Raw genomic sequence first — 24998 nt, 5'->3', positions numbered from 1 at the left:
ATCCCGGTCACCTACCTCAGGGTGCTCTCGTCGACGCCCTCGGCGACACTGTAAAGGCGTGCCGGTCGCGGCGATGATGTCGTGGCCGTGGGGTTGCGGAGCGGACCGACGGGACGAGCATGACGATCGAGCAGTTGCTGACCACTCACTTTCCGGACGATCCCGTGTTGGACGCGGCGCTTGCCACGGCGCTTCTGCGTCGCACCGCGCGGGAGCCGAATGCCCCTGCGCTGATCCGCATCTACAGTCCCGCGCGGACGCTGTCGTTCGGGCGGCTGGACGCTGTTCGACCGCAGTTTCCGGCCGCCGCCGCGGCGGCGCGGCGACATGGATTCACCCCCGTCGTCCGAGGGGCAGGCGGTCGGGCGGCGGCCTACCACGAGCAGACCCTCGTCGTGGAGATGTTCTCCCGCGACACGGAGGGCATGGTCGGGGCCCGGCCCCGCTTCCAGCGCATCACCCCGCGGCTCGTCGACGTGCTGAGGAAGCTGGGTGTCGACGCTCGCATCGGACCGGTGCCCGGTGAGTATTGCCCCGGTGATTGGACGGTGAACGGCGCGGGCCGCGTCAAGCTCGCAGGAACCGCGCAGCGAATCGTCGCCGGGGCGTGGCTGTTCGGCTTCGAACTGGTGGTGTCCGATTCCGACCCGGTGCGGGCGGTGCTCACCGATGTCAACGCCGCGCTCGAGTTGGAGTTCGACCCCGGCACGGCGGCGTCCCTGGCCGACATGAATCCGGCCGTCACCCTCGACCAGGTCCGGGCTGCGGTCCTCGCCGAGTTCGGCGTGGTCCGCGAACTGACCGCAGACCCCGACATACTCGCGAAGGCCGCGACCCTGCGCGGCGCACATGTGGCGTGAGGGTCACCGCGCCGGGCGTTGACCCGTTGTCCTAATACGTTGCCGGACAGTGAAATTCACACGTCCGGCGGGGCGCGCGCGAGCATTCTGTTCCAGAGAACGCAGGCATCGGTACAAACTGTTGGGCCGCCGTTCTGCCGGGTTCCAGCGTTGTCGCAAAGCCGAGACCCAGCATCGCGAACGTGTTCACCGCGCTCACGATCAACTGGGGACCTTCGTGGTCCGCGAATTGTCGGCCGGCTTCGAGTAACGCTACACGGTAACCCCTCTCCACGAGAGGGAGAGCGGCTACGCTGCCGCCGAAACCTGAACCGATGATCACGACATCGAAGTCGAACGTGCTCACGCGGCACCCGCGACGGTCCGGGGGTGCTTGGTTCCGGTATGCCAAGCTAACCAATGAAATGGGCGTGGGATCGCACGCGCGATAGGGTGCAGGGCAGCCCATCTCCATGGTGCATGGACATCGTCCGCATCGCGGCGTAGTGCCGAGACGACGACGTCGGCGACTTTCTCGGGAGTCATAGTGCCGAGGAGCTTCTCAATCCTCGGAATCCGATCTTCAGCACCGGGGTTGCGGTCGAAGTAGGGGGTGTCGACCTTCGCAGGCGTTACCGAAGAAACACGAATGCCAGTGCCGCGCAGATCTTGTCGAAGAGACTCGGTGAACCCGCGGACGGCATAACGAGCTGACGCATAACCGACTGCCCCGGGCCAGGGAACCGTGGCAGCTGGAGTATTTATCTGCAGGATGTTACCGGAGCCCCGGGCTATCATCGGTGTCACGAATGCACGGCTGACAAAGAATGCGGCAAAGTATGGCGCAGCCATCATCTGGACTGCGTCCTCCGGATCGGTTTCGTCGAGGAACAGGAACCGGCCGGCACCAGCATTGTTGACGATGATGTCCGGAACACCGATATCCCCGAGCACCTGGTCGGCCAAGTCTTTGACCTCCGAGTACGACGTAAGGTCAGCGGGAAAATCGTGCGCTTGGCCGCCTCGAGATCGGATCAACTCGGCCGTTTTTGTCAGTGGCCCGGGTGTTCGGGCGACGAGGATCACTTCTGCGCCGGCAGCGGCGAGGGCCGCGGCGGTAGCAGCACCGATACCTGATGACGCTCCCGTCACTAGAGCTAGTTTCCCGGTCAATTTCATTGTGATGGTTCGTTTCTGATTGAGGGTCAATGGATGATCAGCTGTCGTAGCTGATGGAGATCGCGGAACTGGTTGGGCGAGATTGGCAGGTAAGAACTGACCCGCGTGCAACGTCATCCTCGCCGAGTGCATAGTTCTGCTCCATGTGAACTGGCCCGCGTGGGAGGATCGCCTTGCAGGTCGAGCAGGCGTCGCCGGTGCAGGAGTGGGGCGCCTGAGTTGTCAAGCCCATTGCTGCTGCTTCGTTTTCCGGTGAGACCGGTCGGGCCAGCCCCATACCTCGCTCGGGCTGTTCCGGAAGGGTCATTTCCACTCCGGGGAGGGGCCAGGTGGGCTTTAGAGCAGGGTGACTGTGTCGGAGGTCTTGATTGGTGCTCCTTCTGGACCGGCGGTATGGGTCGAGATCCAGATTGGGTGGTGGCGTTGTTCGCTGGGATTCCATTGCTTCTTCCAGTGACCTCGCACTGTCCAACGATGCGAGTAAGTACGTGTTGGTGTCTCGTCTTGGGTGGCCCGCACTGAGGACCGGGACCGGGAGGACGAGTACGTGACCTGTGAGGGCTTCCTGCACCGCCGGGTGGTCGCAGACTTCGTGGCAGTCACTGTTGTGGACTCGGTCTGGGTCGTTCGCTGCCGGAGCATGTGAGTGAAGGAGACGAAGACCTCGAGAATCTGCGCGGATGTCCATCCGCGGTAGTTTGTGAGGGCTTGCTGCGGGACATCCGAATCCCCGGCGCGGGTGAAGTCGTCGATCGAGTGCAGGCTCGGTGGAGTGTCGCTTTCGGGCGGGCTGAGTTCGGCTTCCGCGGTCGGGATCGGCAGGTAGTCGTGGTTGCCGAATCGGTATGCCGAACCTGCGCGGAGCTCACCTTCGTCGCCGAGGAATTCTTCTACTCCGGCTGCCGATACGAGCTGGACCGAGAGATGCGTGTCATACAGGATATTCCAGAGAAGGACGAGTCCGCCTTCGGGTCGGGCGAGATACGCCACTCCGGAAGGTGACGGCAGGTCATCGGGTGTCACGCTCACTTCGGCAGAAGTCTTGCTACCGGCGCGGATGAGCGCTGTCATTTCCTCGGAGGCGTAGTACGCGTGCCGGTCGGCAGTAGCCCCGCTCGTGCACCGATACGCGCTGTACATTCCAACCGGATCCACCGGCGGTCACTCCCGCGCTCTCGCGCGGACCCCGCGTTGTGCTACCCATTCCGCATCACTGTCGAGTCGCGCGAGTCGCACTATGAGTGGGCGGACGATCAAGTGCGGCATGGGGATAAATGATTTGACGTCCTGCCTGCGAACCTTAGGCATGCGAGTTGTTCCTTTGGTGTTGCTTGGTGGGGATCGGGACGAGCCGAATCGGGTTGGCCAGATCGAAATCGGTGCGTTCGGATCTGGCGCCGCCGACCAAGCGCTTACCGAGGCAGCCGCCAGAATCTTTCAACACCGCCCACTGGCGACCTGGCGATCGCCGATGCCGATCGAGGCGCCGGCGACGCGTGCGACCTTTGGCGGTGTTCGCGCATGTGTGGGCTCAGCTGTCGTAGTCGACTGCGACCGTTGGGGTGGTGGGATGGGATTGACAGGTCAGTATGAAGCCGGCCTCGGTTTCGGCGGTCTGAAGTGCAAAATTTTGCTCCATCGAGACTGCCCCTGTGGTGACTCGGGCTTTGCAAGTGCCGCACGCGCCGCCAAGGCAGGCATAGGGGGCGTCGATGTCGTTTTTCAGCGCGGACTCGAGGACCGTCTCACCGGGGGCGAGTTGCACGATGTGATTCGCGCCGGACAGTGTGATGGTCACTTCGGAGGCGGGAAAGGCCTCGACGTGGGTGGGTCGCTTCGTGCCGCGGAACAGTTCGAGGTGGATCCGCTCGGTCGGCACTTTTTCGGTTGCGAGGTCATCGCGGATTGTGGTGGTGAGTTCGCTCGGGCCGCACAGGTACCACCGGTCGATCGACGTGAGGTCGGTGGCGAGCAGGCGTTGAACCATCGCCAGGTCGATACGGCCGCGAAGCGATGCGGGGTGGTGTGCCTCGGCGGAGCGGACGTGGAAGATGCTCAGCCGGTCGGCATATCGGGATTCGAGCTCATCAAGTTCGGCGGCGAACATGGTCGACTCTGCGGTTCTGTTGCCGTAGAAGAGGGTGAATCGGCTCTCGGTCTCGATCTCCATCGTGGTGCGCACGATCGACAGGATGGGCGTGATGCCGCTCCCGGCAGCTACCGCGACATAGACGCGCCGAGCGAGTGGATCGAGGGGTGCGCCGAAGCTACCCGTAGGCGTCATCAGCTCCAGGAGGTCACCGGCTCGCAGCGTTTCGACCGCGAACGTTGAGAACATTCCGCCGGTGATGTGGCGTACTCCGATCGCGAGTTCTCCCGATGTCGCCGAGGTGCAGATCGAGTAGTTTCGTCGCACCTCCTTCCCGCCGACGCGGTGTTGAACGGTCAGGTGTTGGCCGGCCTGGAAGGCGAACTGGTCGCTGAGGTGATCGGGAACGTCGAAAGTGACTTTGACGCTGTCTCGGGTCAGGCGCTCGACGCTTTTGACAGGGATCGGGTGGGTGCTGGCATGGCGTGCCGCGGAGGAACGCGGCATTCGGACGGGGAGCAGTGCGGCGAGGGCGCCGTTGAGGCGTTTCCACTCCTGGTACTGGGTGGCGTCGAGATGTTGGCCAAACACGGTGCTTATTGCCGGGTCGCGCTCGAGGTAGGCGGCCTCATTGCGTCGCCACGCCGCGACGTAGCGGTAGAAGGGGATGGAGGGGTGTAAGTGGTGGACCAGGTGATAGTTCTGCGACAAGAGCAGGGGAGTCAGGATCCACTCCGAGCCGACCCGGTTGCGGGTCGCGCGATAGCGGTTCTCGCGTTGTGTGTCTTCGAGGTCGTGGTGGGGTAGCCAGTCGAACCACCACGCGAGCACGAACATCGCCACCCGTTCGGGAATCAGGTAGATCAGCGCGAGCGTCCACAGATGTCCGGCGAAGGCGGCCGACGCGATGACCGTCACCGACAGGGTCATCAAGGCCGCCGTTTCCAGGACCTCGGCGCGCGGGCGGCGACGCAGGTTGCGCACCAAGAAACTGATGTAGGGCAGGTCCATAGCCGGAAACCGGATGGGCAGCTGCCACCAGGGTGAGGCGCTGACGAAGTGATCGGGATCGGACTCACCGTCATTGGTGTTGCGGTGGTGCTCGATATGGATGAACGCGAAAGACCTGAATGAGATCAGAGGCGAGACGAAGAACATTGCCAACCGACCGAAGGCGACGTTGACCCAGCGATGTGAGCTGATCGAGTAATGCGAGGCGTCGTGCAGCACGGTGAACAGGACGAAGATTGCTGCGGAGCTCGCGGCGATGGTGGCGATCGCAGGCAACGTGTCGGTGAGCGCGGCCCAGGTCGAGAGGCCGAAGAGCGTAAGCGCAAATGTGCCGATACCGACAATCGGCCAGGACAGCGCAGGAACCTGCTCGCCCGGATCAGGCAAGGCGTGCTGCGAGGCCGCTACTGGGGGTTGGGGTGCTCGAGTCGTAGTCGGCATCGGACTCCTCCTTCGCGCTTCGGGATGAGATGCCAACCTACTAACGGCCGGTGTCGGTCGACAAGGCCTTCCCAGCCCTCTCCGGTGTGCTGTCAGCACATTCTGCGTGCTCGGTGTCCGGTTAGTAATGCTCTGACCCGCGCAACACTGAGGCCCCCAGCACATTGCAGACGATCAGCGCTGCGTGTAGTTCGGCGATGTTGATCGTTGCCGGCCGGCTCCAACGCCTCCATATCGGCGCTGTAGCGCCGACCAAACCGCTACAGCTGACCGGTCCTGCAACGGGTGCGTCGCGCCAAGGAGCGCAGTCACGACAGGAGCGGGGTCGTCGTCAGGACGAGGTCGCCGATGCGCTTGCCGCCTCGGGTGCCCTGGACGAGGTGCTCGCCAAGATCGATGTCGGCGAAGTGTTGCCCGGTGATTCGGGCGATCGCTGATGAAAGTCGCTCTCGAACGCGGTCTGAACGCGGAGATCATCTCCTACTCGGCGAGCTGCCGACGCAGCCGGGTCAACTCGTCACGCTCAGCGGCCGTCAGCGGTTCCTTGCCGTCTCGCTGCGCGGCATCGAGCGCGGTAGCAGGAGCCGTTGTCGGTGACGATCCGATTGATGTTGGCCGACGGAAGTGTGCAGCGAAGAACACCCGGGCTCGATGCATGAATCCGATTGCCGTCAAGGCTTTCTCATCGGTCAAGGCCTCGGTGTATGCGAGCGGAAGAACCCGTCGACGGCGGAGTGCAGGTACCCGTAGCCGGCGCGGGCTCCGGCAGCCTCGGCGCGTTCGACGGCCTTCGCCTGGTCAGAGCGCTTGCCGTGGGCATGCCAGCCACCGCCTTCCGGTATCCGCCCGACCTTCGTCACATCCACGTGCACCATAAGCGCGTGGGTGGTACTTCTCGTCCTGCCGTCGGAGTCCTGTCCCCTTCGCTCAGCCCATGCCCCGCCCGGCGTCTACAACGTCATGACTCGCAACAACTAGTGTGCAGATATGGAGGCGCTGGAGCCGGCTCACGCTGCGGAGGCTGGAAGGGGTATCGCTGCGTATTTGCTGGCGAATGTGTCCAGCCTGGCTGACGACATGCTGCGGTACTTAGTCGAACGGATACCGGAGGTCGGTGGGGATGCTGAGCTTCGCGGTCTGACTTTGGGATCGTGCTCGTCGAATCTCGAGGCGGTACTTTCGATGGTTCGTCATGGGATCGATGCAGCGGCTGCGGAGGCGCCGGTAACGGCGCTCGAACACGCGCGGGCAATGGCATCACGAGGGCACAGCGTCGATGTGATGCTGCGGTTCTATCGGTTGGGCCACGAGTACTTCACCGAGAAGCTTTCCGAATCGCTGACTGACTGGATCGAGGACCCCGCGGTCGCGTTGAGGACGTTTGTCGATCTCGAGCGTTTCGGATTTCGATACATCGACCGCATCTCCAGTCTGGTGGCTGCCGAGTACGTCGCTGAGCTCGACCGACGCCAGACCCAGGCACGAGCCGAGCGCGACGACGTCGTGCGGGCACTGCTCGCTGGGGAACGCGTCGACATCGCTCGCGCTGAACGTGTGCTCAGCCACCGGCTCACCGGTCGGCAGATCGGTTTCGTGTGCTGGGTCGACGACCGCGGCGTCGACCTCGAGGGATTCGCTCGGCGGGTTGGTCGGTTTCTCGGGGCGGGTCACTCACTCGTTGTGGCGGACGGCCCACTCGCGGTGTGGGGATGGGCCTCGATCACGGGGGACGTGAGGACTTCGCTCACGGGCATGGCGAATGAGTTTCCCGGCGAACGCGACAACGTTCACATCGCGGTGGGCTCACCCCATCCGGGGGCGGCCGGCTTCCGCACCTCCCATCTCGAGGCCCTACGCGCACGCCGAATCATCGAACTGTCCGGGCGCGCGGCGCCATCGATCACCCAGTTCAGCGATGTTGCGTTGGTGGACGCCATCTCGCGCGACCTGGATGCGGCGCGGGCCTTCGTCGCCGCTCAGCTCGGCGCTCTCGCACGGGACGACGCGAAAGAGCGCGGCGAGCGCGCCGCGCTCTTGGCTGTGCTCGACGCGCAAGGGAGCCTGGCGACCGCAGCGAGCACCTTGGGAATCCACCGGAACACGGTCCTGCACAGGGTGCGTCGTGCCGAAGAGCGCAGGGGCCGGCCGGCAACGATCAACATCGCCGAACTGCACGCCGCCCTACTCGTCTGCGACGTGCTGGGGGCCTCAGTGTTGCCCGATTCATCTCGTCACTGACCGGAGCCAACGCGCGCTGGATGAGCTGACAGCACACCGGAGAGGGCTGGAAGGGCCTTGTTGGCCGACACCGCCCGTTAGTAGGTTGGCATCTCATCCAGAAAGCACGGCCGAGGAGTCCGACCCGCGACTGCCTGTGCCACACCCTGGCTCCGATGACCATCGGCCTACCCTGGGTCGGGCGAGGACACACTGGGGGAGTTGCGCTTCCACATGGGGTAGTCGCGCCCCGCGGGCTCTTGGAACGGTCGTCGCGGGCTGACCGGGTGCCGGGCGTCTTGGGCCATGCCGCTCACCGTCGCTTCCGATGTGCGGCGCCGGGACTGGGGTTGATCGTCGGCATATCACCGCTGTGGTGCGTTATTTGCTCTCGGACGGGGATCGGATCAGTCCTTGGTTGTTATGGGGGGCGGCTACCGTGGGGGTTTGTGGCAGCAGGTATTCCGGGGCCGTCGCCCAAGATGACGCCGAGCCCCGAGGTTGGGCTCGACTTCGCTCGGGAGTGGGTGGAGTTCCTCGATCCCGACGACGCCGAGCATCTCATCGCCGCGGACATGACGTGGCTGCTCTCGCACTGGACCTGCGTGTTCGGCACCCCGGCCTGCCAGGGCATCATCGCGGGTCGACCCGACGACGGTTGCTGCTCGCATGGCGCGTTCTTCTCGGACGAGGAGGATGTCGCGAGGTTGCACGGGTCGGTGAAGCTGCTCAGACCCGAGGACTGGCAGTTCATGAAGCAGGGTCTCGGGAAGAAGGGGTACATCGAGGAGGACGAGCTCGACGACGAGCCGGCGCTGCGGACCCGCCGATGCAAGGGTGCATGCATCTTCCTCAACCGTCCCGGCTTCGAGGGTGGCATCGGGTGCGCACTGCATGCGATGGCGCTCGAGCGTGGCATCGAGCCGCTCGAGGTCAAGCCGGACGTGTGCTGGCAGCTGCCGATCCGGCGCACCCAGGAATGGGTGGAGCGACCCGACGGCGAGCAGGTCCTGAAGACGACGATCAGCGAGTACGACCGGCGTGGGTGGGGTGAGGGCGGCGCGGATCTGGACTGGTACTGCTCCGGCTCGCCGGACGCGCACGTCGGCGCGAAACCGGTGTGGCAGTCGTATGCGCCGGAGCTGACCGAGTTGCTCGGCAAGGCCGCGTACGCCGAGTTGGCGAAGCTTTGCAAGCGCAGGGCGGGCCTCGGGTTGGTTGCCGTGCACCCGGCGACCGCGGTCGCCGAAAAGAATTCCCAGTAACGGAGCGTCGCTCCCCAAAACGTCGACCCCGGCGGCAGCGTGGTTGCCAAGTAGGCTCTCCGATCGCGACTGGTGTCGAGTGTTCGGGGCAGGGACCTCCGGGATCCGCCGCGAAGGGTATCGGGCCGTCGTCGGCCAATCCCGACTGATGTTGAGTGTGCCTCCCGGGGTGCGCATTTCGGCCCAACCGCCAAGCTGTCGGGGCGTCCGGTACTACCTCCTAGAGCGTCCGGTCGCTCGGGCAGCAGACACGTTCCACAGGCTGGGGGCTCACCGGTGGTGGCCAGACGTGCCTGCTACGTGGAACCGCACGACTTCCCGCGGGCCTATATTCGGCGGCAGCACACGATGACTCGATGACGTGCTGCACTACCGAGCAGCGGCTTGCCGCCGAGGCTGGCAGCCGACACGTCGGAATGTGGCTCGCGAAATAAATAGGGTACTTGCTCGAGCCCGTTCAATCAGAAACCGTCGGAATTAGATTACTTGTCCATTTGAATTGGTCGGTTGTTCAAGTTTCGACTTCGAGAAGATTGTCGTATTGGTGAAACTTCTCGGGTGTTGATGCGATATGCGAAGTAGGCGGTGGATCCGATCGTCGCTTCCCTGGTGGGGTCGGCGTCACCGTTCCCTATCCGAGTCGGGACTTTTTCAGAATCGAAGGTGAGCACGATGAACAAGATCGCGTTGCGCACAGCTGTTGCCTCAGCCGTCATCGCCCCCGTGATGCTCGTGGGGGCCGGCACCGCAACGGCGGCACCTACTGTCACCGCGGGCGGTACAGGCGAGATCAGCATTGCGGTACCGCCGGGGGAGAGCTGGAATTGCTTTGCACTTGACTCGAATTTCGGATTCAAAGCCGGCGTCGGAAGGATCGGCGGTTTTGCGTCGGAGTCCAATGTGACCGTCTTCTGCTTCGGCAGTGTGGCCCCGTTCTTCTTCACCGGGAGCGTCAAGGTGACGTAACCACTTCGTCCTGCCGAATCCGCATTCCATCTGTGAGCGACGGGTCTGCCTGGCGCCCGGCTTTCGATCTGCCGGCCGCGCCCGGAACATGTCGTGTATAAGCAGCGACCTCGGATGCCGCCGTTTCGACCCGACCGCACTCGGGGTCAGGGCCGGACCCCATCCGCCTGGCGCTCGGGAGGGCGGAGCCGTGGGAGGCGTTGGCGGAGCCGATGACTGCCCGCCGGTCGGTGGCGATGACATTGGCGTGCAGGTTCGGCGAAGACAGCACCCGAACCCCGGCGTCCGCGTAGTACGCGAGCACAATAGGGGAGGTCAGGGCGCCCGTACGGCTGCGCGGGAGGCGTTGACGACGAGGACGTCCCCGGCGCGCAGCGGCAGGGTGGGCGCGTCCTGGCCGAGGTGGGCGATCGCGGCATGCCGGGGCCCGCGCGTACGGATCGCGCGGGTGATGTGCGGCCACGGACTCGGACCGTGGAAGGCGGTCCCCATACCCGGACACGGTAGCGGGGTGTGAATGCCCGGCTCGGTATATCCGGATTCAATATCGACCGGTCAGCTTCTACATCGTGTTGGGGTGGGGTGTTTCCCTCCCTGGGGTGGGCGAACGAACCCCTGGGGTGGCTTCAGATCGGGCGCTGGAATGGGCAGAGTTGTACCTGTCACCGACGCACTTCCCCGACATCCTCAGGAGAACTGAATGATCAACGCCCGCCGAACCGTTGCCGCTATCGCCTTCACTGCCTTTTCGGTCCTGGGTGCCGTCGGGGCGGCGTCCGTCGCTCAGGCCGAGCCGATCGGTCCGAACGGTCCCACCGGTGGGCCGTGTCCGATCGTGAACACGGACTCACAGGGCAACGAGACGGTGACGTACGGCAAGCCCGGTGATCGCAATGGTGCCCTGGTGTGCGGTGCGGACGGCGAATGGACGGTCGGCAAGACCAAGGCCAACCCGGGGCAGATCCAGATTCAGCCCGGACTCTCTCGCGGCTAACCGTCGGCAGCCTCCGCTGTCCCCTCTGAGCCAAGTGCCCCGCATCGATGTCGATGCGGGGCACTCTCGTCGGGAGGGACGTGTCGTCAGTCCTGGTAGAAGCGGTTTTGTGGGCTCATCCTCGTCTACGAATCCAGTAGATACCGTCGGCGCCCGGCAGGTACGAATGCGGTACGTAGCAGGGAAACTCGCCGTGTACTACGCGCCGGAAACCACGTGGGGATCGTCCGGAGTGAGCTGCTACCGACCCACACACAATGTCGACTCGCTCTAGGGAACCGGGAAGGATCCGAACCCAGGGTTGACCGGTACTTGAGGCCATCGGTCGCTCGCGGGCGGCAGGACGTGGGCGTTGACATCGGCGGTCGCGACGACTGTTCCGCTGCCGGTGCCCACTGTCGCCGGGGTATATCGGCACCTCTCGTCCGGCGCGATGGGGCGACTGAAGTCGACGGGCCGCTCGGCTCGGAGCACGGTGGTGCCGGTGGCGCCGGTGGTCAGGTTTCGCCAGTTCACCGATACGTCGATACAGTCGAGCGTGGTGATCGCGATTGTGTTCGAGGGCTCTGCCGCCAAAGTCACCATGCCGGGTGCACCGGTTGTTGCGGACGGAGTCACGGTTGCCAGCAGGTACGGTACCCAGCATCTGAATCCCACTGTGCTACAAGCAGAAACGAACGTCACCGGGGCCTGAAACATCGTTGTCGTCGCCGGGACCGGCGGCGGGTTCGCGGTCGCCGCAGCGGACGAGCCGAGCGGTGCAGCGAGGATGGCCACGGACGCCGCAGTCCAGGCGAAGGACGAACGAGGAAGCGAAACCCACCGCATGGTGTGCCCTCCAATGTGGGACCTGTCGCGACCCCTGTTGCAGTGTTAGCGTACTCGCTGAGCGCCCACCAGCTAGTCAACTCGAGTTCGGTGAAATTGCGGGGCGTTGGATTCGTATGCCCTGTTCACCGGCTCAATTCTCCAGCTGGCTTGTCCGCCGGCATCCGTCTTCCGACGCGTCAGGGAACGAAACCGACGGTCGTGGTCAGCCGGTCGCATTGGCTGCCACGGTGTGTGCGAATCCCGTTCCGACGGGTTATCAGCTCAGGTCGAGTTCGGTTGCGGTGGCGAGGTATTCGATCTGTTCCAACGTGATCGGGACGGTGGAACCCTTGATGGGGGTGGTGCTGATGATGATCTGTTGGGTGGAGGGACGGGTGATCGAGAAGTAGGCGCTGCCGTGCGCGGGGTAGAACCCGCGGGTGAGGGTGGACCCTTCTTTTGACACAGTCGTGATGCGGTTCGGGTCGATCTCGTTCAGGTACTCGTCCTGGCGTGAGGACGCGGGTTGACCGCTGACGACGACGATGTCGAGGCGCCCGGCGGCCCCGGTGGCCGATGTCACGGTGAGCACCTCGCAGACGTTGTCTTTTCCGGCGTCGGTCAAGCGGAGTGATCCGATCGGCCGATCCAGGGTGAGGTCGTTGTTGCCGGGCATGCTCGCCCACCGGGCTTCGAGTGCCTGGTCGAGCCGGGTCACCTTGTCCCGGGTCAGCTCCGGGCCGTTCCAATCGGTGAAGGCCCCGCAGGACGGCATCAGTGGCACGGCCGGGATGACGGGTGCCGTGACCGCCAGGGAGGGGGTGGTGGCGATCGCGGTCAGCTCGTCGAGGGTCAACGGGATCTGTCCGCTGTGGCGGCTGCCTGCCCTCGGGTCGGTGTTGTCGGCGTCGTTGGCCGTGGCCACGATCCGGGTGCCGTCGGGAAGGTACGCGTCGACAGTGCGTTCGAGTGTGCGGACGCCGTTGATCTCGTACCAGGTGTCCAGCGTGTCGAGCACCGTGCCGTCCGGGCGGGTGTCGCGTCGATCCAGCGCTCCTGTCACGCACGGCAGGACGGGACGGTTCCAGGCCTGGACATCGACGGTCAAGGTTCCGACGTGTCCGTCTCGGACCAGCGAGCCGCGGGCGTTTGTCGACCCGTTGAACAGGTCTGCATCCTCCTCCTGTGGGAAGTTGGCGGGGTCGACATCGGTGATCGGCTCGAACTGTAGGGACTGGCGTGGGCTGGCGAAGACCAGCTCCACCGAGTCCGGGAGTGCATCGACGGTGGCCTGTGTCATCGCCGCGGCCTTAGCCCCCGAGAACCATGGATATTTCGGGTTGTCGTACTCGCCGGGCCCGACGGTGGCGAAGTTGACGCGTTCAGGGTCCGAGGGCGGTTCGACTACATCGCACCCCGGTATCCGCGCCGGGTACGGCGCGGGTTCGAAAGCGTAGGTGTACGCGCCGTCGGTGGTGTGCTCATTGGGCCCCGGGTCGTTCAGCAGGCCGGCCACCACGGTTCCGGCGGCGATGGTCGAGAGGATGACGACAACGTCGAACCATCTGCTGTCGCGCCATCTGCGAGCACCGTCCTTGACCACTTTGCCCCCTCGGCGAGTCAGTGTTCACCGTAACTCAGGATTCGGCCGAGACGGCTGCCCACAAGCTGCGCCGTGTTCGCCTGCCTGCTCGGCGGGGACCGTCGTCGCGGTCGCGGCACGTGAGGCTCAGCTGGCGAGCTCGGCGGCGGCGGACTGGTGTGGGTATTCGGCGAGCTGCCCTGTCAGGGTGTCGTGATAGCTGTGGACGTTGCCGACCTTGATCTGCTCGTAGCCGCGGATCATGTCGGGCAGGGCGGCGATCTCGACGGCGGCAGGCAGTGATGCTGCGGTCAGGTCGACGAGGAGCCGCTCGATGATCTGGCGGTATTCGACGATGAGTTCGCGTTCCATCTTGCGGATGTGGTGGTAGCCGAAGACGTCCAGTTTGGTGCCGCGGACTCGCCGCAGCCGGTGCAAGGTCTTGAAGCCGGGATTGACCCAGGAGCCGAGGGAGAGCTTGTTCTTCATGCCCATCGCGCGCAGCATCGGCGGGTGCAGGCGCACCGACCGTTTCGCGCTGCGGCCGAAGGCATCGGTGACCGCGGCGTCGAAGGCGGGGTCGAGGGCAAGGCGCGCGACCTCGTACTCGTCCTTGTAGGCCATCAATTTGTGCAGGTGCTGGGCCACGGTTTCGGTCAGCGCGGTGGATCCGCCGATCAGCGTGGTCTCCTGCGCGCGCACGTGTTCGACGAAGGTGGCGTACTGCTGCGCGTAGGACGCGTCCTGGTAGTCGATCAGGTCCGCGGTCCGCAGGGACACGAGTCGCGCCAGCTCGGAGTCATCGGCAGCAGCGACGGTGGCCGCAATCTGGAGTGCTCGAGGTGACGGCGCCGGCGGGGTGTAGACGGCGCGCCGGGTGCTCTCGATGGCGGCGGTCAGGGCGGCCGGGTCGGCAACGGCCTGGCGGCCACGGCGAAAGGCCTGCACGTTGGTGTGGACTGCGGCACCGTTAAGGGTGATCGCCCGCTCGATGGCGTCGGCGGAGATCGGGAGGACACCGGTCTGGTAGGCCGCACCGACGAGGAGCATGTTGGTGTACTGCTCGTCGTCGAACAGATCCCGCGACAGGCCGGCCGGGTCGAGGTAGACGGACCGGTGGGTGGCGCTGTCGATGGCGGTGCGGATCGTGCTCAACTCGGGGAAGTGCACCGTGGTGTCGACCACCATCTGCCCGGTGGGGATCTCGGTGGTGGAGACGACGGCGATGGTGCTGTCGGGGTTGGCGACCTTCAGATTGGTCGGGTCGGTTCCGACGAGGGAGTCGCAGGCCAGGTACAGATCGCACCGGCCCTGACCGATCTTCGATCCTGCTTCGAAGGCGCGGTCGCTGAGCTTGAGGTCGGAGATGACGGCGCCGCCCTTCTGCGCGAGACCGGTCTGGTCGAGGCTGCGCACGAACTTGCCGTCGAGCACTGCGGCAGTAGCGAGGATCTGCGAGACGGTGACGACGCCGGTGCCGCCGACACCGAGAAGCCGCATTCCGAATTCGGACCCGACCGGCGCAAGTTCCGGCTCCGGAACCAGGCCGGGTGCGATGTCAGGTACGGGGGTGCGCTGCTCGGCGGGACCGGGAGTGACCGTCACGAACGAGGGGCAATCACCTTTCAGGCACGAGTAGTCGAGGTTGCAGGAGGATTGGTGGATGGCGGTCTTGCGGCCGAACTCGGTGTCGACGGGGTGCACGGACAAGCAGTTCGACTTCTCGCCGCAGTCTCCGCATCCTTCACAGATGCGTTCGTTGATCATCACCCGCGTGGTGGGGGTGTCGATTGTGCCGCGCTTACGTTTACGGCGTTTCTCTGCTGCGCATTCCTGGTCGTGGATGAGCACCGTGACACCGGAGACGGCGGCGAGGTCCTGCTGCACCTGCACCATGTCGTCGCGGTCGCGGATCTCGACCCCGCGGGGCAGCTTCAGGGCTTTGACCCGGTTACGGTCCTCGGTGGTGACGACGATCTTGTGGACGCCCTCGGCCAGGAGAAGTCGGGTGAGACGGTCGAGTGGCATGGCGCCGACCGGGTCCTGGCCGCCGGTCATGGCGACGGTGGCGTTGTAGAGCAGCTTGTAGGTGATGTTCTCACCGGAGGCGACGGCGGCGCGCAGCGCCAGACTGCCCGAGTGCATGAAGGTGCCGTCGCCGACGTTCTGGACCAGGTGGTTTTCTTCCAGGAAGGGGGCCATCCCGATCCATTGAGCGCCTTCGCCGCCCATCTGGGTCAAGCCGATGACATCGCCGACCTGTTTGTCGTCCATCAGCAACACCATGGCGTGGCAGCCGATGCCGCCGCCGACGAGGCTGTCCGGGGCCACCTTCGTCGACGAGTTGTGCGGGCACCCAGAGCAGAAATACGGTGTCCGGGTCAGCAGCGGCAGCGTGATCCGTGAGGTCTTGGGCCGCTCGCGCCAGCGCTGGACCGGTTCGATGTCGTACTCGTCGCCGAGGCGGCGGGCCAGAGCACCGGCAATCAGATCGGCGTCGAGTTCGCCGAAGGCATTGACCAGGGGCTTGCCGTGGGGATCGGTCTTGCCGAACACTCTGGGGGCGTTCGCCCGTGGGTAGAGGATGTCGCGGACCGCGGTCTCGATGAAGGCGCGCTTTTCCTCGACGACGATGATTTCGTCGAGGCCGTCGGCGAAGGTGTGCACGATCTGCGGGTCGACCGGGTAGATCATGCCGAGCTTGAGGATCCGGATGCCGAAGCGGCGCAGGTCGGTGTCGTCGAGTCCGAGTACGATGAGGGCTTCGCGCAGGTCGAGGTAGGTCTTGCCGGAGGTGACGATGCCGATGCGGTCGTCGGGTCCGGCGGCGGCAATGCGGTTGAGGTGGTTGATGCGCGCGTAGTCCAGGGCGCGCGGGAGGCGGTCGTAGAGCTGGCTGCGCTCGAGGGTCAGCAGGTTGGGGCCGGCGAGCTTCGCGCTGGGTACGTAGGTGCTCGGTCCCAGGTCTCCGAAGCTGGGGTCGATCCGGTCGGGGTGCACCACCGCGGTGCCGGCGCCGTCGGCGACGGCGGTGACGAACTTGAGCCCCGACCACAGTCCGGTGAACCGGGACAGGAACGGTGCGTGCAGTCCGTAGTCCAGCACCTCCTGCGGGTCGGACGGGTAGAGGGTGGGCATCAACAGATCGGCCATGGCGATTTCGGAGGCGCAGGCCAGGCTCGACGATTTACCACCCGGGTCGTCACCGACCAGGGCGACGGCGCCGCCTCGGGGGTCGGTGCCGATGAGGTTGGCGTGCCGGATGGCGTCCGAGGCGCGGTCGAGGCCGGGCGATTTTCCGTACCAGTAGCCGGTGACTCCGTCCGGCCGCATCCGTCCGACCTGGGGCACCATCTGGGTGCCCAGGACGGAGGTGGCTGCCAGTTCCTCGTTGACCCCCGGGCGGTGCACGATGTCGAACCCGTCGAGGAGTTTGCGCTTGCGCCCGATTTCGAGGTCGTAACCGGCCAGCGGCGAGCCCTCGTAGCCGGAGACGAACGAGGCGGTGCGGTGCCCGCGGCGGCGATCGAGGATCGCCCGGTCACGCAGGGTGCGGACAAGAGCCTGGATGCCGGTCAGGTAGATCGTGCCCTCGTCGAGAACGTAGCGGTCGTCGAGCGAGAAGGTGGCGGCGGGGCTGTGCAGGGTGGAGGACAAGATGGTTTCCTTCGATGATGTGTCGCCCGGTCACGCCGGGGCGTGACCCGAACCGAGGCCGGCGACGAGTTCTTCCAGGGACGAGGCGGCGTCGATCCGGTCGATGAAGGCGGCTTCGGTGGCGCTGGCGTTCTCGCAGAACTCGACGACCCCGGGGACGTCGAAGAACGGGATCACACAGACACCGTCGATGTCCGCGACGATGTAGTCCCCGGGCTGGACCAGGTAGCCGCACAAGGACACCGGACCGTTGAGCTCGATGACTTCGTACCGGTAGCGAGCGGAGTTGGGGCGGCGCGCGGCACTCCACACCGGTAACCCGGTGTCGAGGATGGAGGCGCTGTCACGGACCGCGCCGTCGACGACGCAGCCGGCGATGCCGGCCTTGAGGGCCCACCGAGCCGACAACGTGCCCATCACCGCCCCCGCGCGTGAGCTCGAGCAGTCCATCACCGCGACGTCGCCGGGGCGGCCGAGCCCGTACACGTCCCGGTCCCCGGCGCCGTTCCAGGACTTACTGTCGCGGACGCTGCTCACGTCGCCCCCCAGGGGGATATAGCGCAGGGTCACTGCCGGTCCGCAGAGCGTGTCTCCCGCCGCCAGCGGTTGCAGGGCGGTGGAGTCGAGCACGGCGCCGCCACCGAATTCATCGAGCGCGTCCGCGACGGCGGAGGACACGTCGGGGATCGCGAGCAGCCTCGCGGCGAAGTCGGTGTCGTACCGCGGGACCTCGGTGGTGCGGATCTTCGATTCGGGAACGGTCCCGGTCAGTCGGTTGTGGTGATCTTCGACGGTCGAGAGGTCAGGCACGGCGGGCCTCCTGGAGGGTGATGCGGCGGGCGACGGGAAGGGTGCGCCGCCGGGTACTTTCGTAGATGTCGATGTCGGCGACCTGCGCCAAGGTCAGGCTGATGTCGTCGTAGCCGTTGAGCAGGCGCCACCGAACGTTCTCGTTCAGCTCGAACGGGTAGATCACCTCGCCGACACGGACCTGCAGTTGCACCAAATCGACGGTGACGGCCGTGCCGGGCCGGGCCTCGATGCTGTCCCAGATCTGTTCGACCACATCGGCGGGGAGTTGCACGGTGAGCAGGCCGTTCTTGAGCGAGTTGTCGCGGAAGATGTCGCCGAACCGGGGCGCGATGATGGCACGGAAGCCGTAGTCCCGCAGGGCCCAGACCGCCCATTCGCGCGAGGACCCGGTACCGAAGTCGGTTCCGGCGACCAGGACGGTCGCGTCGCGGTATTCGGGCTGGTTGAGGACGAAGTCGGATTGGTCGGCTCGCCATTCGCCGAACAGTGCGTCCGCGTGCCCGTTGTCGAAGTCCCCGGTGAAAAAGCCCACCGGATAGATCTGGTCCGTGTCGACGTCGGAGCGACGCAGGGGTGCGGCGATTCCGGTGTGCTCGGTGAAACTGTCCATCGTCAGCGCTCCTCGAGGTCGGTGGGAGAGGTCAGTCGGCCGGTAACAGCGCTGGCGGCCGCCACCGCCGGTGACACCAGATGCGTTCGCGCACCGCGGCCTTGCCTGCCCTCGAAGTTCCGGTTGTTCGTCGAGGCTGCGCGTTGACCTGGACGCAGCCGGTCGTCGTTGAGTGCCACGCACATCGAGCATCCCGACGAGCGCAGCGACGCCCCGGCCGCGGTGAAGATCTCGTCGAGTCCTTCGGCGACGGCCTGGGCGCGCACCGTTTCCGATCCCGGCACCACCAGGACCTCGATGCCGGGGGCGATCCGTCGTCCCTGCCACACCGCCGCGACTTCCCGCAGGTCCTCGATCCGGCCGTTGGTGCACGATCCGATGAACACGGCGTCGATCTCGATCGCCCTCATGGCGGTGCCGGGGGCGAGGTCCATATACGTCAACGCGCGTTCCGCCGCCGCGCGGGCGACGGGGTCCAGGAACGAATGGGGTGCCGGCACCACGCCGTCGAGCGGAACCGACTGTGCAGGGTTGGTGCCCCAGGACACCCGCGGCGCGACGGCGGAGGCGTCGATGTGCACTTCCTTGTCGAACTCGGCGTCGTCGTCGGAGTAGAAGGTGCGCCAGTAGTCGACTTCCTCGTCGAAGACGGCACCGGACGGCACGTGTGGTCGTCCCCGCAGATACTCGACGGTGACCTCGTCGGGTGCGATCAGTCCTGCGCGTGCCCCGGCTTCGATGGTCATGTTGCACACCGTCATTCGACCTTCCATCGACAGCGCGCGGATCGCCTCACCCTGGTATTCGATGACGTGACCCTGGCCTCCGGCGGTGCCGATCTGCGCGATTATCGCCAGGATCAGATCCTTGGCGGTGGTACCGGCGGGCAGCATCCCGTCCACGACCACGCGCATGTTCTTCATCGGGGTCATCGGCAGTGTCTGCGTGGCGAGGACGTGTTCGACCTGGCTGGTTCCGATACCGAATGCGAGGGCTCCGAAGGCGCCGTGGGTGCTGGTGTGCGAATCACAACACACCACCGTCATGCCGGGCTGGGTCAAACCCAGTTCGGGGCCGATGACGTGTGCGATACCCCGCAAGGGGTCACCGAGGGTGTACAGCTCGACGTCGAAGTCGTGGCAGTTTCTCTGCATATGGTCGATCTGCCGGATGGCAGTGGCGCTTGAAAGGTCACGCAACTCGTCATCGGTCGGGTTGTTGTGGTCGACCGTGCCGAGGGTCAGCTCGGGGCGGCGCACTGTGCGGCCCGCAGCTCGTAGTCCGGCGAACGCGGGCGGGGTGTTTGCCTCGTGCAGCAAGTGCAGGTCGATGTAGATCAGATCCGGCTCACCCTCGGCGGATCGCACGAGATGGCTGTTCCAGATCTTCTCCGCAAGCGTGTGGCCCATGTTCAGTGCCTGTCCCTTCCATTTACTCCAGAGCGCGCCGGCCGGACAGCCGTGCCGCTCTCGGCCGGCGGCGAAATGCGGGTTCGATCGATCCCCGATCTCCGCGGTACTCGATGTGACCCACAACATACGCAGACATGTACCGTGAGATAAACACAGCTCCGAAATTTGCTGCCAAATGCTCAACACAGGTGGGCGAGAGCGGTGCCGACTGCGCATTCGGCCTAGTTTCGGACCCTTACGACAGGAGTAGCAATGGACGGCTTCGACAAGCTTGATCTCGACATCCTTCGGCTGATCGTCGAAGAACCCCGTGCCGGTGTCCGCGAGTACTCCCGCAGGCTCAACATCGCTCGCAACACGGCACAGGCACGGATCACCAAACTCGAGAAGACGGGCGTCATCGTCAGCTGGCGCCCGCAGATCAACCCCGCCCCCCTCGGGTACACCGTGATGGCCTTCGTGCATGTCCACATCGCTCAGAGCGAGATCGACCGCACTCTCGACCGCCTCACCGCGATACCGGAATTGATCGAAGCCAACACCGTCTCCGGTGACGGAGATCTGCTGTGCCGCTTCGTCGCCCGGGACAACTCACACTTCGAGGAAGTACTCCAGGCGGTCATGAGGACCGACGGGGTCCTACGGACGCGCTCGGAGATCGTGTTGAGCCGGCGGATCTGGCCGCGAACCATCCCCATCGTGGAGAAGCTTCGCCAGGAGCGCTGATCCGGACCTTTGGCCGTGGTAGCGCATGACCGGTGAGCATCGAACCAACAGAGGCGGTTAATTCTGAGCCATTGGCTTCATTTCGCGCGGCGGCGAAGATCCACGGTGAGCATCTGGATGCATTTTCGCCAAGCGGGTTGCTTCTGTGACAGCCATCACCCTTCAATAGGCGGGTGCGGGCCGTCGCCCGACGGGCCCGGCCCGACCGCGACGCCGCCCGCAGTCGGCTCACCGCCCCGGCTCGTCACCGGAAGGCGTGCTCGGAAAACCGAGCAACCACCGAAAGGGTTACCTCCATGCTCTATTTCCTCTCGATCGCGGCGTTGGTAGCGCTGTTCGCGATCGCCACCATGACCCCGATCAACATGGGGGTCCTGGCATTCGCCGCCGCCTTCGTGATCGGAGGTTGGGTCTCCGGAATCGCGCTCGAAGACATCTTCGACTTCTTCCCCGGCAACATCGTCATCGCCATCATCGGGATCACCCTGCTGTTCGGGATCGCACAGCTCAACGGCACCGCGGACTTGATGATCGGCGGAGCACTCAGGCTCGTCCGCGGCAAGCGCTGGGCCATTGTGTGGCTGATGTTCTTCCTCGGCGCAGGCCTGATGACCATGGGATCCACGCTTGCCGTCGGCATGCTCGCGCCCATCGCCATGCCGATCGCCAAGCGCTACAAGATCGATCCGCTGCTGATGGGCATGATGATCAGCCACGGCGTGCTCGGCGCCGCCTTCTCCCCGGTCACCGTCTACGGCGCGTTCACCAACGGTTGGCTGCAATCCGCCGGCCTGCCCAACAACCCGTTCGTGTTGTACGCAGTCCCCCTCGGGCTGAACTTCCTGTTCGCCGTCGCCATCTTCCTGGTGCGCGGACGCGACCTGATGCATTCGGGTGAACAGGACATCGACATCGACATCGACAGCATCACCGACACCGCCGAAACGGCCGAAACACCGCCACGGGGCGGTCAACTCGTCACCACGGGAGCGCCGACCGGCCGCAACGCCACCGCAACCCGCCCGGGGACAGCTACAACGGCCACGACCACCGGATCCGCTCAACCGAAGGTCACGCCCGGCAGGATCGAGGAACTCGAAGCCACTGGATTCACCCCGATGCGGATCGCCACAATCGTCGGCATTCTCGCTCTCCTCGTCGGCGGTGCAGCCTTCCAACTCGACATCGGCGTCTGCTCCATGGTCATCTCGGCGATCCTGCTCTGCCTGGCACCGAACAAGTTGAAAACGGCTGTCAACAACGTGCAGTGGTCAGCGGTCCTCCTGGTCTCCGGAATGCTCACCTACATGAGCGTGCTGAACGAGAACGGCACCGTCGACTTCCTCGGCAATGCGGCGGCCTCACTCAGTTCGCCGCTGCTCACAGCCCTGATCCTGTGCTACGCCGTCGCCGTCCTTTCCGCCGTCGGGTCCTCCATCGGCACCATCGGCATCGTCCTCCCACTCGCGGCTCCGCTACTCCTCGCCGGCGACATCGGCCTCATCGGATTCGTCGCGGCGGTCATCTTCGCAGCAACGATCGTGGACGTGAGCCCACTGTCCAGCAACGGCGTCATGGTCCTCGCCAACGCCCAGGTCCCCGACCGCAACAAATTCCAACGCACACAATTCAAATACACCGGCTACGTCGTCCTCGTCGCCCCGATCCTCGCCTGGGCCCTGGTCGTCCTTCCGACCTCCCTGTAGTTCTGCCCCTGCAGCTCGCCGACACCACCAACTGAGCCGCCGCGCCGGCCGCCCACCACACGAGGGGCAGCCGGCGCCGGGCTGGGGATTCCGCACAAGTTCGCAGCGCTGGGCAGGTACCTGTATCTCGGATTGACCATGGGCGCGGTGGCCGCCGAAGGCATTCTGCGTGCCCAGGACATCCCACCGGACCTGATCATCCGAAAGCGGCTCTTGCCCAGCAAGTCCTTAGCGCAACTCATTCTGGACGACGACGTCGAGGTTGCGGTTCTGGACGGACAGCGGAACCTGATCCGGCTCTGATCAGCGTGTTCTTCGTCCGCGAAGCCGACCTCAGCCGGGGCAGCATCGACATGTTCATCGACCACGACGGCACCTATCGCCCAGTCTCCACACAATAACGACCCGCAAAAAGCCAAATCCCTAAGGACATTCGTTGATTTCCACTCACTTCGAGAACATCCGCGTCGGTGATACCACCACAACCGAGTCGCGCACTATCACCGACGAGTACGTGCAGGACTTCGCCGAGCTGACCTGGGACCGGCACCCGCTGCACCTGGACCCCGAGTACGCGCAGCGGACCCGCTTCGGTCGCCAGATCGCGCACGGCGCGCTGATGCTGTCCACCCTGCTCGGACTGGTCGAACTGCATCCGAGCTACTTGCAGTGCTTCTACGGGCTCGACGAGGTCCGGTTCCATGCCCCGACGTTCTTCGGTGACACCGTGCACGCCGTCTCCGAGGTCATCGCAATCCGACCACGACCCAGCGGTGAGGCCGCGGTCGTCACCTGCAAGGGATCATTGATCAACCAAGACGGCACACTCGTCGTCTCCGGGCACTTCTCCCTCCTCGTGGCGGGAAAGGCTCAGGCCATCGATTTGGCGCACTTCTCGGGCGACGCCGTGCGTCGACGGGCCGATTGGATAAGGGCCTTATCAACTTCTGTCGAGATCTCCTGAACGGGGGCTCGCTCATCGTTTCGGGCGCTTGATCGCGGGGTAGCTTCCCATTGGGATTGCCGCGCGGGCGGCGTGGATGTTCATGGTGTTGGGGGTGTAGCCGAGTAGGCGGCGAGGGATGCGGCGTCGATTTCCTTGCTGAGGTCGTGCAGTGCGGCGTTGCGGGCGGCTCGGATGTCGATGCCGAGTTAGAGACTCACAAGGAGATCCGGCGGCGGACCGATGTCGTCGGGATCTTCCCCGACCGCACCGCCCTCATCCGGCTCGTCGGCGCAGTCCTCGCCGAACAGCACGACGAGTGGATCGAAGCCCGCCGCTACCTCGGTCTCGACGTGCTGGCCCGCTCCCGCGGAACCCACACACCATCCGAACCCGCCGAGGAGGTGACACCGGCGGCTCTGACCGCATAACCACCAGCCGAGGAATCACACGACGACGTCGTACACCACCTCACGGGACTTGACCAGGGCAGCATGGTTCGACTGCGCCATCATCTGGCGGAACAGGCACGCCGCGGACGAGACGCTCCGCCGGATCGTCACCGAGGCAGATGTTGCCTGATGCGGCACTGGTCGAGGCTAGCTGTCCGCGCGCAGAGCCGTCGGGGTCCAGGACGGCCAGGTCGGGTCGTCAATCGGATTGCCATTGGTGAAGCTTGCGACAAGGCGAAACGGGTGAGCTGTGGTGGTGTTGTCGTATACGTAGGCTTGATCGGCGGAGGCGATCGCAGCCCGCAGTAGACTCCACAACCGCCCAAACCGCGCCCGGATCTTCTCCTCGGGCACGTGGTGGCCTCCGTTCGCTACACGGTCGACCACGCGCGCGACGGCCAACTCCTCCGGGATCAGGACCACGTGCAAGGTCACGTGGAATCCTGCTTGTTGGGCGTCGCGGAGCAGGTCGAGTTTCGACTCGTGGGAGAACACGGTCTCGGTGACGAACGATCGGCGTTGGGCGATCCGCTGTGCTCGTTCCTCGGCTGCAAGGGCGGCCGCTTCGTACGCGTGGGTGGCCTCCTCGTTCGGCCAACGTGCGGCGGCGATGACGTCTGCGTTGACGAAGTCCAGGTGCGTGACAGGGCGGAACACGAGCTCGTAGAACGTGGTCTTCCCGGCACCGTTCGGTCCGGCGATGGCGTGCAGGACGGGATCAGGGCTCAAGCGCCGGCCGACTTGCCGTCGTGCGCGGCGTGCCGAACGATGTTCCCGTGTTGGTCCAGCTCGACATAGGAACGGCCGGAGTGGGCGAACTGTTCTGCCAGGTCCAGTCCTTCTCGGCGCTCGGTGATTCGCTCGGTCCATTCCGCACGGACGACCGCCTGTTCCCGGTCGGTCAGCTCGTCGTAGTCGCGTCGGCCGTCCAGGACGTCGGCGACGTCGCGGTAGGAAACGCTGTGGGAGGCTTCCAGTTCGCGGCCGATCCGCGCCCAGTGCGCAATCTGTTGCGCGGCGCTGCGACTCATCCGTCCACCGACCAGTTTCGCCGATGCATACAGCTCGTTGTCGATTCGAGTCGGAGATGTACTTGCCATGTCGGGAACCTTCCTCTCGACACCACTGTAGCAGTCTGCAACAGCCCAGGTGGGTGCGGTGCCTTAGGTCACTTCCGAAGCCTTTCTGAGCAGGCCTGCTGCTGGCACTTTCCTGTTATCGGCGAGTTGATCGGGGGACACCGTCGGCGGCATCGTCAACTTGGCCGGCCCAGGGCTGGATCCGCG

At 65.1% G+C, this 24998-nt stretch carries 21 protein-coding genes and 4 pseudogenes; 12 read left to right on the top strand and 13 right to left on the bottom strand.

Annotated features, from left to right (window positions below; genetic code table 11):
• The first annotated feature begins 119 nt into the window (after window positions 1–119).
• Complete coding sequence (locus tag QM841_RS32435) at window positions 120–860, top strand: lipoate--protein ligase family protein (RefSeq protein ID WP_283335127.1); 741 nt, start codon at window positions 120–122, stop codon at window positions 858–860.
• Window positions 861–1065: 205 nt separating this feature from the next.
• Here QM841_RS32435 and QM841_RS32430 read toward each other — a convergent pair.
• From QM841_RS32430 to QM841_RS32420, 4 genes and pseudogenes are all read right to left on the bottom strand, one after another.
• Window positions 1066–1308 (bottom strand): annotated as a pseudogene (locus tag QM841_RS32430) (FAD-dependent oxidoreductase); the annotation flags it as partial.
• The gene (locus tag QM841_RS32425) at window positions 1203–2048 is read right to left on the bottom strand and encodes an SDR family NAD(P)-dependent oxidoreductase (protein ID WP_283335126.1); all 846 of its coding nucleotides are present in this window, start codon (window positions 2046–2048) and stop codon (window positions 1203–1205) included. The gene QM841_RS32425 and the pseudogene QM841_RS32430, both read right to left, overlap by 106 nt.
• 7 nt (window positions 2049–2055) lie before the next feature.
• Window positions 2056–2250, bottom strand: a complete 195-nt coding sequence (locus QM841_RS43550) for a 2Fe-2S iron-sulfur cluster-binding protein (RefSeq protein ID WP_502943299.1) — start codon at window positions 2248–2250, stop codon at window positions 2056–2058.
• 1299 nt (window positions 2251–3549) lie between these two features.
• Window positions 3550–5559, bottom strand: a complete 2010-nt coding sequence (locus QM841_RS32420) for a fatty acid desaturase (protein ID WP_283335125.1) — start codon at window positions 5557–5559, stop codon at window positions 3550–3552.
• A gap of 197 nt (window positions 5560–5756) precedes the next feature.
• On the opposite strand from QM841_RS32420, the gene QM841_RS32415 reads away from it, so the two are divergent.
• Window positions 5757–5996 (top strand): hypothetical protein, encoded by a 240-nt coding sequence (locus tag QM841_RS32415; RefSeq protein ID WP_411194629.1) that lies wholly within the window; start codon window positions 5757–5759, stop codon window positions 5994–5996.
• A gap of 128 nt (window positions 5997–6124) precedes the next feature.
• Here QM841_RS32415 and QM841_RS32410 read toward each other — a convergent pair.
• Window positions 6125–6434: pseudogene (locus QM841_RS32410) on the bottom strand (IS481 family transposase); the annotation flags it as partial.
• Window positions 6435–6546: 112 nt separating this feature from the next.
• On the opposite strand from QM841_RS32410, the gene QM841_RS32405 reads away from it, so the two are divergent.
• The 3 genes from QM841_RS32405 to QM841_RS32395 all read left to right on the top strand — a co-directional run bounded on the left by QM841_RS32405 (window position 6547) and on the right by QM841_RS32395 (window position 10007).
• The gene (locus tag QM841_RS32405) at window positions 6547–7797 is read left to right on the top strand and encodes a PucR family transcriptional regulator (RefSeq protein ID WP_283351828.1); all 1251 of its coding nucleotides are present in this window, start codon (window positions 6547–6549) and stop codon (window positions 7795–7797) included.
• A gap of 461 nt (window positions 7798–8258) precedes the next feature.
• Window positions 8259–9041, top strand: a complete 783-nt coding sequence (locus QM841_RS32400) for a DUF3109 family protein (RefSeq protein WP_283335187.1) — start codon at window positions 8259–8261, stop codon at window positions 9039–9041.
• A 672-nt stretch (window positions 9042–9713) separates the two neighbouring features.
• Entirely contained in the window at window positions 9714–10007 is a 294-nt protein-coding gene (locus tag QM841_RS32395) for a hypothetical protein (protein ID WP_283335123.1), read from the top strand.
• A gap of 178 nt (window positions 10008–10185) precedes the next feature.
• On the opposite strand, the pseudogene QM841_RS32390 reads toward QM841_RS32395, so the two are convergent.
• Window positions 10186–10499, bottom strand: a pseudogene (locus tag QM841_RS32390) (phospholipase D-like domain-containing protein); the annotation flags it as partial.
• A 208-nt stretch (window positions 10500–10707) separates the two neighbouring features.
• Between QM841_RS32390 and QM841_RS32385 the strand changes: the two are divergent.
• Window positions 10708–11001: a hypothetical protein gene (locus QM841_RS32385; RefSeq protein ID WP_105422014.1), complete on the top strand. Its 294-nt coding sequence runs from the start codon at window positions 10708–10710 to the stop codon at window positions 10999–11001.
• 352 nt (window positions 11002–11353) lie between these two features.
• Complete coding sequence (locus QM841_RS32380) at window positions 11354–11695, top strand: hypothetical protein (RefSeq protein ID WP_283335122.1); 342 nt, start codon at window positions 11354–11356, stop codon at window positions 11693–11695.
• A gap of 393 nt (window positions 11696–12088) precedes the next feature.
• On the opposite strand, the gene QM841_RS32375 is transcribed toward QM841_RS32380, so the two are convergent.
• The 5 genes from QM841_RS32375 to leuC form a co-directional block, all read right to left on the bottom strand.
• Window positions 12089–13414 carry a hypothetical protein gene (locus QM841_RS32375; RefSeq protein WP_283335121.1) on the bottom strand — a complete coding sequence of 442 codons (1326 nt, stop codon included), beginning with the start codon at window positions 13412–13414 and terminating at the stop codon, window positions 12089–12091.
• A 126-nt stretch (window positions 13415–13540) separates the two neighbouring features.
• Window positions 13541–17050 (bottom strand): indolepyruvate ferredoxin oxidoreductase family protein, encoded by a 3510-nt coding sequence (locus tag QM841_RS32370; protein ID WP_502943298.1) that lies wholly within the window; start codon window positions 17048–17050, stop codon window positions 13541–13543.
• Between the two features lie 30 nt (window positions 17051–17080).
• Entirely contained in the window at window positions 17081–17860 is a 780-nt protein-coding gene (locus QM841_RS32365; RefSeq protein WP_283335120.1) for an RraA family protein, read from the bottom strand.
• The gene (gene leuD, locus QM841_RS32360; protein WP_283335119.1) at window positions 17853–18473 is read right to left on the bottom strand and encodes a 3-isopropylmalate dehydratase small subunit; all 621 of its coding nucleotides are present in this window, start codon (window positions 18471–18473) and stop codon (window positions 17853–17855) included. Before leuD ends, QM841_RS32365 begins: the two co-directional genes overlap by 8 nt.
• A gap of 2 nt (window positions 18474–18475) precedes the next feature.
• Window positions 18476–19882, bottom strand: coding sequence for a 3-isopropylmalate dehydratase large subunit (leuC, locus tag QM841_RS32355; RefSeq protein ID WP_283335118.1), 1407 nt, complete (start codon window positions 19880–19882; stop codon window positions 18476–18478).
• Window positions 19883–20137: 255 nt separating this feature from the next.
• On the opposite strand from leuC, the gene QM841_RS32350 reads away from it, so the two are divergent.
• The 5 genes and pseudogenes from QM841_RS32350 to QM841_RS32330 all read left to right on the top strand — a co-directional run.
• A complete protein-coding gene (locus QM841_RS32350) occupies window positions 20138–20611 on the top strand; it encodes an Lrp/AsnC family transcriptional regulator (RefSeq protein WP_283335117.1) in 474 nt (157 codons plus the stop codon).
• Window positions 20612–20907: 296 nt separating this feature from the next.
• A complete protein-coding gene (locus QM841_RS32345) occupies window positions 20908–22317 on the top strand; it encodes an SLC13 family permease (RefSeq protein WP_283335116.1) in 1410 nt (469 codons plus the stop codon).
• Window positions 22318–22455: 138 nt separating this feature from the next.
• A complete protein-coding gene (locus QM841_RS32340; RefSeq protein WP_283335115.1) occupies window positions 22456–22620 on the top strand; it encodes a hypothetical protein in 165 nt (54 codons plus the stop codon).
• Window positions 22621–22753: 133 nt separating this feature from the next.
• On the top strand, window positions 22754–23281 hold the full coding sequence (locus QM841_RS32335; RefSeq protein ID WP_283335114.1) for a MaoC family dehydratase: 528 nt from the start codon (window positions 22754–22756) through the stop codon (window positions 23279–23281).
• 197 nt (window positions 23282–23478) lie between these two features.
• Window positions 23479–23691: pseudogene (locus tag QM841_RS32330) on the top strand (transposase); the annotation flags it as partial.
• A gap of 168 nt (window positions 23692–23859) precedes the next feature.
• Here QM841_RS32330 and QM841_RS32325 read toward each other — a convergent pair.
• Window positions 23860–24441 (bottom strand): ATPase, encoded by a 582-nt coding sequence (locus QM841_RS32325; RefSeq protein WP_283335113.1) that lies wholly within the window; start codon window positions 24439–24441, stop codon window positions 23860–23862.
• Complete coding sequence (locus QM841_RS32320; protein WP_283335112.1) at window positions 24438–24812, bottom strand: TA system antitoxin ParD family protein; 375 nt, start codon at window positions 24810–24812, stop codon at window positions 24438–24440. Before QM841_RS32320 ends, QM841_RS32325 begins: the two co-directional genes overlap by 4 nt.
• Between the last annotated feature and the right edge of the window lie 186 nt (window positions 24813–24998).

Source organism: Rhodococcus sp. IEGM 1307 (assembly GCF_030056915.1).
GTDB lineage: Bacteria > Actinomycetota > Actinomycetes > Mycobacteriales > Mycobacteriaceae > Rhodococcus_F > Rhodococcus_F opacus_D.
Note: the sequence above shows the minus strand (reverse complement) of the source record. Positions and strands in the feature narration are given on the sequence as shown.